The 11,139-nt window shown below is 45.0% G+C and carries 10 protein-coding genes and 2 pseudogenes; 4 read left to right on the plus strand and 8 right to left on the minus strand.

The genetic code is table 11. The features are described from left to right. Positions 1-73: 73 nt before the first annotated feature. Positions 74-643, plus strand: a pseudogene (locus QUA00_RS34720) (Uma2 family endonuclease); the annotation flags it as partial. 318 nt (positions 644-961) lie between these two features. Here QUA00_RS34720 and QUA00_RS34725 read toward each other — a convergent pair. After that, positions 962-1,186: a hypothetical protein gene (locus QUA00_RS34725; protein ID WP_333413054.1), complete on the minus strand. Its 225-nt coding sequence runs from the start codon at positions 1,184-1,186 to the stop codon at positions 962-964. A gap of 144 nt (positions 1,187-1,330) precedes the next feature. On the opposite strand from QUA00_RS34725, the pseudogene QUA00_RS34730 reads away from it, so the two are divergent. Further along, positions 1,331-1,791: pseudogene (locus QUA00_RS34730) on the plus strand (Uma2 family endonuclease); the annotation flags it as partial. Positions 1,792-1,858: 67 nt separating this feature from the next. Here QUA00_RS34730 and QUA00_RS34735 read toward each other — a convergent pair. From QUA00_RS34735 to QUA00_RS34750, 4 genes are all read right to left on the minus strand, one after another. Further along, on the minus strand, positions 1,859-2,179 hold the full coding sequence (locus tag QUA00_RS34735; RefSeq protein WP_333289088.1) for a helix-turn-helix transcriptional regulator: 321 nt from the start codon (positions 2,177-2,179) through the stop codon (positions 1,859-1,861). A 116-nt stretch (positions 2,180-2,295) separates the two neighbouring features. Then, positions 2,296-2,652, minus strand: a complete 357-nt coding sequence (locus QUA00_RS34740) for a type II toxin-antitoxin system RelE/ParE family toxin (RefSeq protein WP_333413056.1) — start codon at positions 2,650-2,652, stop codon at positions 2,296-2,298. Between the two features lie 345 nt (positions 2,653-2,997). Then, positions 2,998-4,725 carry a succinate dehydrogenase/fumarate reductase flavoprotein subunit gene (locus QUA00_RS34745; RefSeq protein WP_333413058.1) on the minus strand — a complete coding sequence of 576 codons (1,728 nt, stop codon included), beginning with the start codon at positions 4,723-4,725 and terminating at the stop codon, positions 2,998-3,000. Positions 4,726-4,854: 129 nt separating this feature from the next. Continuing rightward, on the minus strand, positions 4,855-5,169 hold the full coding sequence (locus tag QUA00_RS34750; RefSeq protein WP_333104558.1) for a hypothetical protein: 315 nt from the start codon (positions 5,167-5,169) through the stop codon (positions 4,855-4,857). Positions 5,170-5,692: 523 nt separating this feature from the next. Here QUA00_RS34750 and QUA00_RS34755 point away from each other — a divergent pair. Then, positions 5,693-6,418, plus strand: coding sequence for a lysophospholipid acyltransferase family protein (locus QUA00_RS34755; RefSeq protein ID WP_333142666.1), 726 nt, complete (start codon positions 5,693-5,695; stop codon positions 6,416-6,418). Between the two features lie 113 nt (positions 6,419-6,531). Continuing rightward, the gene (locus QUA00_RS34760) at positions 6,532-7,353 is read left to right on the plus strand and encodes an alpha/beta hydrolase (protein ID WP_333413060.1); all 822 of its coding nucleotides are present in this window, start codon (positions 6,532-6,534) and stop codon (positions 7,351-7,353) included. Between the two features lie 566 nt (positions 7,354-7,919). Here the strand turns inward: QUA00_RS34760 and QUA00_RS34765 are convergent. The 3 genes from QUA00_RS34765 to QUA00_RS34775 all read right to left on the minus strand — a co-directional run bounded on the left by QUA00_RS34765 (position 7,920) and on the right by QUA00_RS34775 (position 10,802). Beyond that, the gene (locus tag QUA00_RS34765; protein WP_333413062.1) at positions 7,920-8,360 is read right to left on the minus strand and encodes a hypothetical protein; all 441 of its coding nucleotides are present in this window, start codon (positions 8,358-8,360) and stop codon (positions 7,920-7,922) included. A 75-nt stretch (positions 8,361-8,435) separates the two neighbouring features. After that, entirely contained in the window at positions 8,436-10,031 is a 1,596-nt protein-coding gene (locus QUA00_RS34770) for a tetratricopeptide repeat protein (protein ID WP_333413064.1), read from the minus strand. A 318-nt stretch (positions 10,032-10,349) separates the two neighbouring features. Then, on the minus strand, positions 10,350-10,802 hold the full coding sequence (locus QUA00_RS34775) for a hypothetical protein (protein ID WP_333142660.1): 453 nt from the start codon (positions 10,800-10,802) through the stop codon (positions 10,350-10,352). Positions 10,803-11,139: the final 337 nt, after the last annotated feature.

An 11,139-nucleotide genomic window follows, 5' to 3' on the forward strand; every position in this document is an offset into this window, starting at 1 on the left:
TAATAATTTATAACTCTGCAATTATACATTATTGGGCCAATTTTAGCAATCTTTTCCTATCATTCAACACTTCTGGCTGTGGCGGGAACACATAGCACCGTTAATTGCTTTGGAATTTGCGAGCGGGAACGGTGATGAAGAGCGCGATCGTACTCCTTTATCTCGCACCGATGAAGGGGTAGTCACTAAACCTGGAAAGTTTTGGGTGTACGAACAGGTGATGCGAATTCCCTATTACGGCATCTATGAAATTAACAGCGGTCGATTAGAAGTTTATCGGTTGATGGAGGGGTATTATCAACTGTTAGAACTCAATCAGCGCGGTCATTTTCCCATTGCATCTTTAGGCGTAGAATTGGGGCTTTGGCAAGGCAGTTATCAAAATCAAACAATGCTTTGGCTGCGTTGGTGGGACGAGGAAGGTAATTTGCTGTTGATTGGCGATGAAAGAGCAGAATTAGAGAGATTGCGAGGGGAACAACAGCGGGAAAGAGCCGAGAGTGCAGAACAGGCACGACAAGCTGAATTTCAGGCAAGAAGGGATGCAATTCCCCGGTTGTTGGGAATGGGTTTGAGTGTCGAACAGGTGGCGGAGGCGTTAAGTTTATCCGTGGAGGAAGTTAGGGATAATGCTGGAGAGTGAGATAGTGAGAGAGAATTGGGGAAAAGGGCGATCGGTCTTAATAGACTTCATCATGAGAACCCCTTTTGAGCAATAAAATAGCTTCCTCCTCATCTTCTGGATCGGTCACAAACTCAAATAAAATCCGATAATCATAATCTATTGAACACTACCAGATACCCGATAAATCTCCTGTCAGTTTGTGAGTTCGCAAGCTGGGGTTAAAGCAGTCTTCAGACAAAAGTTCAAGCGTAGCTTCAATTAAAAGGCGAAGCTGAGGATTTTTACGAACCAACTTTTTGAAACTACGAATAGATTTGGGAGTCCAACCAATTTTCATCAATCATCTAACTCCGCCATAAAATCGGCTACCGAACCAAATTTAACATTGCCCTCAGCATACTCTTGACGAACTTCTGCAACTTCCTTGAGTAATTCATTTCGTCGCTGTTGTCGCAGACGATTCTGAAGAATCTCTAGAAGCAGGGCTTGATCTTCTAATGATAAAACTTCTACAGCTTCAAGAGCTTGCTGGAATTGAGATGTCTGTGTTGTTTTAGTCATATATTATTTTTAACTGTTTAGAAGTACGAAATTTTTTATGGTTTTCGCAAGATTTATCCTATGCTATAGCCCAATACGGTTCTGTTAAGGAAAATTGTAGCGAAAATGTTGAGTTTCGTTCCTCAAGCCAACCTACGCACTACTAAACCGGGCAAGTTTTGGGTGTACGAACAGGTGATGCGAATTCTCTATTACGGCATCTACCAAGTTAATAATGGCAGATTAGAAGTTTATCGGTTGATTGACGGGTATTATCAACTGTTAGAACTGAATCAGCGTGGTCATTTTCCCATTGCACCTTTAGGTAGGCGTAGAATTGGGACTTTGGCAAAGCAGTTATCAAAATCAAACCATGCTTTGGCTGCGCTGGTGGGACGAGGAAGGTAATTTGCTGTTGATTGGTGATGAAAGAGCAGAATTAGAGAGATTGCGAGGGGGAACAACAACGGGAAAGAGCCGAGAGTGCAGAGCAGGCACGACAAGCTGAGCTTCAGGCAAGAAGGGATGCAATTCCTCGGTTGTTGGGAATGGGTTTGAGTGCCGAACAAGTGGCGAAGGCGTTAAGTTTATCTGTGGAGGAAGTTACCCAGAATTATCACGGCTGAGATAGTTTTATCGGGATAAAGTTAACTTCAAATTCTCGAAGATTCTCAAATTTCAACTGTCTGCTTCTCAGCTTTTGGAAGAAGTAATAGCGAGTGCCACATCCTCGCGAGTTGCTCCCAGCGCTAGCATTGTCCTTACCATCAAATCAAGAGAAACAGACGGATCGCCAGCTTCTATTTTAGCTACCCGTGACTGACTAGATTTAATTTTCTTAGCCAAATTTTCTTGAGAAAGATTTTGACTAATGCGAAGCTGCTTCAAGCGTTTAATTAGAGACAGCTTCATCTCAATAAAAGCAATTTCTTCGGCTGAAAGTTCTAGAAAGTCTGCGGCATCTCCCACCCGCCAACCTGCTGCTTCTAAACGTTGACGTTTAATGGCATCCATTGTAAATATTACCTCTTTTAATTATATGAATTGCAAAGACCAAGGATTGTGAATGGTGAATTGTCTCTCAATTTGTAAGGTGGGCAATGCCCACCCTAAAGGAAGTCCTGAAATAACTAGGTTTCTCCTGAGCTTCGATCGTACGATCTCAGTCGTCTTTGACAGTTTTCAATCATGCGCTTAGGCGTTTTCTGGGTGTTTTTTTGAAACACATCTGCAATGACAATAGCATCTGAGTCAATCCGGTAAATAATTCGCCACTGTTTATCGGCTTCACTATCATTGATCCGCAATTCGTGGCAGTGAGGGCTGATGCTTGGCATAGGTCGAGAGACAGGCATGGCTAAAATTTCTCCATTTTGTAACATCCTTAATAAAATCCCTACCTCGATTCGCGCTGAGGCCGAAAAAGGAGGAGTTTTTACTTCGCCTCTAAGCCAAACAACATCCTTGTTCTCGCCTTGGGATTCCATAAATTAGGTACAGTCCAGTCATAGAGTTTACAATAATATGTCGTATCTGACATAATTATAGCCCAATATGACTAAAAGTGGTACGAGAGACTAAAGAGTGCCGAATTTCCTCTCAATTGCTAAGGTACGCATTGCCAGCCAGCCCGCGTCTTGGTGCGATCCTCTTCGAGGGCTGCGCTAACGACTGATTTGCGTCATTCTAGGCGGTGGCGATCGGCAATAAACCTGGTTTATTACCGATCGCCTTTTAAAAGAATCAGATTTAACGATCGCCCCCTACGCAATTTCAAGCGTTTGAGGGATTTCTTCACAACCTTAACAGGGCTGGCAATGCCCACCTACAAATTAATACTTCCTCTCCTGCGGCTCAAACATCGTAATCGCCACCGGCATATAAGCCAAATCAATCCCCGCAGGCGAATAATAGGCCATTGTATGCTTCAAAAAATTCCCATCATCGCGCTCAGTAAAATCTTCCCGCGAATGAGCTCCCCGACTTTCCTGCCGATTCAAAGCAGAAGTTAAAATCATTTTACCGACAATAATCAAACTCCGCAACTCCAAAGCTTCCACAATTTCCGTATTCCACAACTTGCCTTTATCGTCTAAGTAAACATCCTCATATTGTCGCTCTAAATCCTCCAATTTCTTTAAACCTTCCTGCATCAATTCGGCGCTACGAAATACACCACAATACTCAGTCATAGTATCTTGATACTGCTGCCGGATTTGATTGATGCGGTATTTTCCGGGACGCTCTACAAGTGCCTGAATTTGCTCTTTTGCTTCCATAATATAACGCTGTTCGTCTACTGTCGGCAACTTGCGATTTTGTACAAATTGTGCTATAGTTGCGCCAGTAACTTTGCCATAAACGACGCATTCCAAAAGCGAATTGCTGCCCAAACGGTTTGCGCCGTGAACGGACACGCAAGCTGCTTCGCCGGCGGCAAAGAAACCGTCTACCAAACTGTCAGGACTGCTGCGAACTTGCCCCCTAACATTAGTAGGAATTCCCCCCATTGAATAGTGAACGGTAGGGCGCACGGGCATCGGCTGATTTACGGCATCAATTCCTAACAAACGGTGGGCTTCTTCCCAAGCAAAAGGAATTTTGCTCATGATTTTTTCGCGTCCCATGTGCCGCAAATCCAGATAGATAAAGGGGCCGCCGGCACTACCATCAACATTAATTCCTCGGCCGGCACGAATTTCTATGGAAATTGACCGCGAGGTGATATCTCTGGGCGCTAATTCCATCCGCGACGGCGCATAATTAGCCATAAATCGATCGCCCTCTGAATTAATCAAATAAGCGCCTTCGCCCCGCACAGCCTCGGAAATCAACACTCCCACGGGATACAAACCAGTCGGGTGAAACTGCACAAACTCCATATCTTCCAGCGGCAATCCAGCTAAAGCCGTCATCGCCAAACCGTCTCCCGTCGAGGCGTAATCGTTCGACGTGGTATTGTAAACTCGGCCGTAACCCCCCGTGGCAAACATCACCGCCTTAGCACGGACAACCTCAATTTGACCATCTAGAAGGCGGTACATAACTACGCCCTTGGCTTGGCCTTCTTCCAAAATCAGGCGCGTAACATACCACTCCTGATAGATGTGAACTCCGCAGCGGCGCAGATTGTTGACTAATTCGTGGAGGATGGCGTGACCGGTTTTGTCGGCGGCGTAACAGGTGCGGCGGTGGGAATGTCCGCCGAAAGCGCGCTGGGCAATTCTGCCGTCTGGGAGGCGGGAGAAGAGGACTCCCATGTGTTCTAAATCTATGACTACACCGGGTGCTTCGCGGGTGAGGATTTCTACCGCGTCTTGGTCGGCTAAATAGTCTGAACCTTTTACTGTGTCGAAGGCATGGGCTTTCCAACTGTCTTCGGGATCGACATTTTGGAGGCTGGAAGCCATGCCCCCTTGGGCTGCGACGGAGTGCGATCGAATCGGGTGAGTTTTGGCGACGACAGCTACCTTTAAACTGGGGTCAGTCCGAGCAATTTCTACTGCGGCGCGGCAACCTGCTAAACCGCCGCCTACAATGATTACGTCGTGTTCTAGCATCTTTTTGAATTATTTTGAGTGTTCTGCTCAACTTATCGTGACGCAAAAAAAAACTTCCTACCAAAAGAGCAGGAAGTTTTTTAACTTTTGATTTGAATGGGAAATCAAAAGTTAAAATTTCACATTGGACTAGCCGGCGCTTTCGATAGGCTGCTGAGTGGACTGATTTCCCGTTGCAGAAGGTTGAGTTTCCGTACCGGGTTCTACAGCAAGCACTTCAATGTTATTTAGCAGAGTTGTAACGAAAGCAAACAGCAAGAAGGGCAGAGACAGCACTAAAATCAAGCCGACGGTAGCCAAGGCGAAGATTTGGCGGGCGCTACTCCACAAGGCGAGTGCCGACGCTAGACTTAGGAAGATGACTATCAGCCAAACAATGATTTGACCGTAAATGTCGCCAAAGGTGAGCGTACATTTAAGGCGATAGTTTTGGATGTTATTCATTTGATGCCTCGCGAGATTGCTATTACGACTTGTCCAAAAATACTTTGACAGTGTGTCAATGGCCACTGTAAATTTCTAAGTTTAGCTGCCGCAACCTGGTTTTAGGGCTGTTTTAAACATTTTTATAGAAGTTTGCAACAACACTTTATGAATTTTTGTTTCTGACTGGGAAATTTGGCCGAAACAAGACTTACGCACTCCGACAAAGAAACCGGGTTTTTTACTGTTTTGGCGGGCTGTAACGCGTCTTTTCGCAAAAAACCCGGTTTCTGGCAACCCCTGCGTCCAGGACTAAGCTGTTCTGAATCTAAATCGTATTTTTTGTGCGGGCTTTCTGGCCCAACCCCTACTCCCCACAAGAACTTTATCAAATTTTAGTTCACAGTTTAAATGTCCAACAGCTTACGAAACAAAGGCACAAGGGGAAAGTCTACTTTTTGAGGGAGCCCCGACTTGGTAAAGAAATGTTAAGCTGCGGGGGAATGGAATCAACCTTTATAGCGTCGCACCTGTCTTTTCGCCCATGTCTTCAGAGAGCAAATTGCTGATTTCGCGCTGTTTCCTGGCTGGTTTGGGAACGCAGATGTTTATGTACCGCGAAGACCGGATTCCCCAAGAGAGTCCGGTTCTGGTGGTGAGCAATCACCGCAGTTTCTTAGATCCTGTGCTGCTGACGGCGGCTTTGGGTCGATCGATCCGCTTTGCTTGTCATCATTACATGGGTCAAGTTCCGGTGATGAGGGAAGTGGTCACGACTTTCGGCGCTTTCCCCTTGGAAGCACCGGAACACCGACAGCAGCATTTTTTCTCTCAAGCGACAGCGCTACTGCAAGGCGGCGAGATGGTGGGGGTGTTTCCAGAGGGTGCAGAACCGATGGTGAAGCTGACGGGGCCGAATACTGTGGGGAAGTTTCAGCGGGGATTTGCTCATTTGGCTTTGCGAGCACCGGTGCGGGATTTGGCAGTTTTGCCGGTGGCGATTAGTTCTTTTGAGGAACACTCAGTACGATCGGGTGTACCGCTCAAGTTGTTGAGTTTGTTTGATCCTTCGGAACCGCTGTTCGATCGATCTGGGTGGCATCCTGTGATAATTTATCAGCGAGTTAATGTTTTAATCGGCCGGCCTTACTGGATTACTGTCGAGAGACAGCAGCAATATCAAGGCAAAAAAGCCAAAGCTGTTGTTGCTGAACTCACGAACCACTGTCAGGGAGAAATTGCAGAATTACTCCAACGAGGTTGTTTGTAAGTTTGTTGACTGTTGGCTGTTGGCTGTTGGCTGTTGGCTGTTGACTGTGGGCTGGTGTCAGATTTCCAATCTAAAATCTAAAATCTAAAATCTAAAATCGATTGACTTGAATCATGGCAAATGCTAACAACAAGATTCGTTTCCTAACCCCCAAACCGCCGAAACCCGATCGCCCTTTATTTGTATTTCTGCCCGGTATGGACGGGGGCGGTTTGCTGCTGCGCTCCCAAATTCCTAAATTAGCCAATCATTTCGACATCCGTTGCTTAACTTTACCTGCGGACGATACGCCTAGTTGGGATGTACTGGTTGGGGAAACAATTGCCTTAATTGAAGCCGAAAAGCAAGCCGGAAAGCCGAAGCGGCCGGTTTATCTGTGCGGCGAGTCATTTGGGGGCTGTTTAGCGATGAAAGTTGTGTTAGAAGCTCCTCAAGTGTGCGATCGATTAATTTTAGTCAATCCAGCTTCTTCGTTTCGACAGCAGCCTTGGGTGCAGTGGGGATCGTATCTGACTCAGTGGCTGCCGGCCAACCTGTATCCGCTGTCGGTAATCGGTTTATTGCCGATATTAGCATCATTAGGAAAGATTGGGCGCGACGATCGGCGCGCTTTGCTAGAAGCGATGCAAGCAGTACCGCAAAATACGTCGGTGTGGAGATTGGCGTTAGTGCGATCGTTTAATGTTGACGAAAATCAGTTGCGCGGCATCAAACAGCCGACGCTAGTAATTGCTAGCGGTGCCGATCGGCTGCTGCCTTCTCTAGTAGAAGCGAAGCTTTTAGTCAAGGTAATTCCCAAAGCTGAAATGGTGCTGCTGGCTAACAGCGGTCATGCTTGTTTGTTAGAAACAGATGTTAACCTTTATGGGATTATGCAAGCTCGCAATTTTTTGACAAAATCCGAAGAAAATCGGTCATTAGTCAGCAGTCAATAGTCAATAGTCATTGGGCATGGGGCATCTCCGAAAAACAATCTTATCGGCATCAGCAATTAGCAATTAAGTAGATGAGTGGGAAAATACAGGGAAAATACATAAGTATGTCATAGCTGCATGAAACGAAGTGAAACGAAGCAATCGCAATGGTTCTGGCAGATTTAGATTCCGTTACATAACGAGGTTTCTTTGCGCCTACCTACTTAATACCTCTTGGATGTCGATGGTCAGGAACTGCAATAATAGCTTCAATTAAGTTCATTAGCGATACACCGAGTTAGGATAGTATTTGCGATCGGGTCTGACCCCATCGCAAATACTATGATACATTTAAGTAGATGAGTGGAAATATACATAAGTATGTCATTGTTCGTTAAACGTCGCAATTCGCTTACGGTTCTAGCAGCTTTACATTCGGTTACACAGCAAGGTTTATTTGCGCCTAGCTACTTATCCTCTGACAATAAATCCACCCTGCTTTACTACTCGTGAAACATACTTAGTCTGGTCAGATTCTGACTTTTTCAAGCCTAGGCCTTTAGATGTGCGCTTCCTGACGTAATTCTTTATTCCTGCGTCGCACGTACACGAACAGATCGACTAAACTCAGGCCTATTTCTTGCCATATTTACTACCTTTACCGGATATATACCAATTCTTTTGGATATACATTGTTCTTTAGGGCTAGCCTGTAAATCTTCTATTTTTACGTCTATTCCGCCCACCCTGTCGGTGATATAAAGCAATTTTAGGTTACCCACTAAGTTATCAGTTGTCTGGAAGCAAAGCGTTATATTCCTCATATCTTTTGGCATTAAGTTCAATGTCTCTTGAGGGCCGAGAGTCTTCTCTCCTAATAAAATCGTTTCCGCTAAGGCTGTACCAACGAAACCCAAAGAGATACCAGCCGCAGCGATTAAAACTGCTGGTAATTTTTTGACAAAACTCATACGACAATACCTCGTTTGTTGAAATTTACGTTGATTGGTGGTTTTTTCTTCCCACATCTTTTAGACGTTTCCCGATCCCAATTTAGTAATTTTTCCAGTTACGAGGAAATTTTCTCCCCCAAAAATCCCCCCTCAACCCCTAGAACCCTTCCCCTTCTTACCCTTCAACCGCAGCAAACTCTTCTCAACCTCCCCACGCGCTGGATACAACAACTGCTGACTCAAAGCACTTTCATAAGCCTGTATCGCCCCCAACGGATCTTTCAACCCCACCAAGGCTCTCCCTAACCAGTAGTCAGCCATAGCCCCGTTAAACCCTCTCAATTCCTGACATCCCTCACCGGCAACTTTCCACCAGCGCTGACTAGCCCCAACATCCCCCAGCACCTGGTAACTCTCCGCCAGCCACAACGCCGTCGGCACGAATTGCAGAGAAATTCCCGCTGGTAACAACTTCCATCCTTTCTCCAACGCCTCCACCGCTTCTTGATGTTTAAGCGCCAAAGCCAACACCCGCCCATGACGAAACCAAGCATCAACTAACTGCGGCTGAAGTTTTGTGCCCTGCTCAGAAACACTACATCCTCGTTCAATCTCTTTGAAGTGTTCCACCAACACCCGCCCCGCAGTCGCCCAAACACTCCAACGTTCAGGAAATCGTTTCAGCATCTGTTCTACCACAAAACGCAATTCTTCCCAGCGTTTGGCAGCCGGTAAAATTTCACACAAGACCTGATAAATTGCACAATTATCGGGATACAGTTGATAAGCATTCGCCATCATCTGTGCTGCTTTTTGATAGTCTCTCGTGTCGTATAAGCACCGGCCATAGTAATACCAACCATAAGGATGATTGGGGTGTTCGGTGGTAAACTCTGCTAACACCTCGACACCTTGCCGCCAATCGCCTCGGAAAATGTGATAATAGCCCAGAGAATTGTGAGCCTCAGCCCCATGAGGAGTTTGTAGCAGTAAAGAGGTAATCATCTTTTTCGTCAGTTTCCCCTCTTCACCAGAAACTAATCTCATCTGAAGACGTTGCTCAATTTGTCGTTGCAGTACCCTAAAATCATTCGGAAATAGAGCTATAAGCTTGCTCAACTGCTCTGTTGCGGCGCTCATATCCCCCACCGCCAGATTCGCATCTTGGCTGTAAATCAACGCCACAACATCATCTGGGTTGATTGCCAAAATTTGCTCCACAGCACTGAGCACGCCAAGATGATTTTCTATCTGCTGATGCACCTGTGCCAAAGCCAGCCGGTGAACGACTTTTTCAGGTTCTAAATGAGTTGCTAAATTAAAGGCAATAATTGCTTTGTCACTCTCACCCCGACAAACTGCAATCAATCCCTTGATATGATGCTGAGTCGCTTCGTTTTCGTAACACGACAAGGCTTTTTCATAGACTTCTATTGCCTCTTTTTCTCGTTTCATTAGCTGCAATAGCTTCCCTAGTTGCAGCCGCACACCCATTAATTGCGCTTGTCGCTCAATCACTTGATGATATTCGGCAACCGCTTGTTGCCAGTCTCCCATCTGGTAAAGCAAATTAGCTAGTTCTAACCTTTTTTTCCATCCTTGGGGATATTTCTGAACATACTTACTTAAAGTGTTCAATTTCTGCTCTTGTCTAATTGGCTTTTCTTCTAAGAAAAAGTGAACATTCATCTCTAGCCCAGAAGATTGGCAGAACTGCACCAATGATGTGGCAAAGTGTCCAGACATAATTTAGACTGGCTATAGATAAGGGGAAATAGAATAATTTACCTTGATCAGATTATGTCTTAGTTACTCAAACTGAACAAGCCCAAAAAGATTAATTATTATTAAGAAAAATTAATGTAATCGCGTCAATCAATGGCTCTCTCGTAAACAAAAAGCGATATCTAAGACGGGCGTTGCCTACGCACTCCGAAAAAAAGCGATCGCGCCCTTCGTCGAGTGGGCAAGATCGCTTTTTCTTCAAGTTTTTGAACACGGAAATGGAGCAGCACTAAGTTGGTAATGTCCCCAAAGTAAAAGAGATTTTACTCTCACGTATTATCATTTATTCCGTCTCATTTTATTTAGCTCGTCCATTATATTGTCCATATCCGTAAAATCATTTTCGTCCCTGAAAGTCTCTATTGAATCCCCTAACCAAAGTTGCAAAAAAGAAAAACACAGTTTAACTGGGAATTCTTTTACAGCGTTGCAGTGAGCAAATAATCTTTTCTGCCTGTCTACTGGATTCTTCCAGATTTCGTCAAATCTTGAGAACGTATAAGAAGCATACATCATTCTGCTGACTTGATTCCTAATATCACCAGCAATTAAATTAGTATCTGGTGTTAAATTTAACTGCCTAGATGGAATACTTTCCACAGGAAGTTTTACCGTGTCTGACTGAAACTTTTCAGAGGTAATCGAGTTGGTAGCAGCAAAACTGCTTATGGATGTAGATGACCACAGGAGACTTGCCACGAGTGCGATCTGGATTTTGCGGGATGTACTCATTTTTTGTTAAGAAAGATGTAACTAATGCCTGGACTCTAAGCGGTTTTATCTGACCGCTTATTTATTAGTTAGACGTTTTCCCACCCCAATTTGGGAATTTTTCGAGTTACGAGCAAATTTTCTCTCCAAAAATCCCCCCTCAACCCCTATAACCCTTGCTCCTCTTACCGTTGAGCCGCTGCAATATCCTCTCAACTTCCCCAAAGGCGGGATAAACAACGGCTGACTCAACGCACTTTCATCTCCAGACTGGAAGGGTAGTAAGCTGTTCAGCATCTAAAACGCATATTGCATAGTATAATATGATGATATTTATAAAAAGTCAATGCCTACTAAA

The organism is Microcoleus sp. T2B6 (assembly GCF_036700475.1).
In the GTDB taxonomy this organism is placed as follows: Bacteria; Cyanobacteriota; Cyanobacteriia; order Cyanobacteriales; family Microcoleaceae; genus Microcoleus.

Excerpts from the sequence above, each read along its gene's own strand:
- QUA00_RS34740 (WP_333413056.1), bottom strand. The coding sequence starts at position 2,652 with ATGGAATCCCAAGGCGAGAACAAGGATGTTGTTTGGCTTAGAGGCGAA.
- QUA00_RS34750 (WP_333104558.1), bottom strand. The coding sequence starts at position 5,169 with ATGAATAACATCCAAAACTATCGCCTTAAATGTACGCTCACCTTTGGC.
- QUA00_RS34770 (WP_333413064.1), bottom strand. The coding sequence starts at position 10,031 with ATGTCTGGACACTTTGCCACATCATTGGTGCAGTTCTGCCAATCTTCT.
- QUA00_RS34745 (WP_333413058.1), bottom strand. The coding sequence starts at position 4,725 with ATGCTAGAACACGACGTAATCATTGTAGGCGGCGGTTTAGCAGGTTGC.
- QUA00_RS34775 (WP_333142660.1), bottom strand. The coding sequence starts at position 10,802 with ATGAGTACATCCCGCAAAATCCAGATCGCACTCGTGGCAAGTCTCCTG.
- QUA00_RS34755 (WP_333142666.1), top strand. The coding sequence starts at position 5,693 with ATGTCTTCAGAGAGCAAATTGCTGATTTCGCGCTGTTTCCTGGCTGGT.
- QUA00_RS34760 (WP_333413060.1), top strand. The coding sequence starts at position 6,532 with ATGGCAAATGCTAACAACAAGATTCGTTTCCTAACCCCCAAACCGCCG.
- QUA00_RS34765 (WP_333413062.1), bottom strand. The coding sequence starts at position 8,360 with ATGTGGGAAGAAAAAACCACCAATCAACGTAAATTTCAACAAACGAGG.
- QUA00_RS34735 (WP_333289088.1), bottom strand. The coding sequence starts at position 2,179 with ATGGATGCCATTAAACGTCAACGTTTAGAAGCAGCAGGTTGGCGGGTG.
- QUA00_RS34725 (WP_333413054.1), bottom strand. The coding sequence starts at position 1,186 with ATGACTAAAACAACACAGACATCTCAATTCCAGCAAGCTCTTGAAGCT.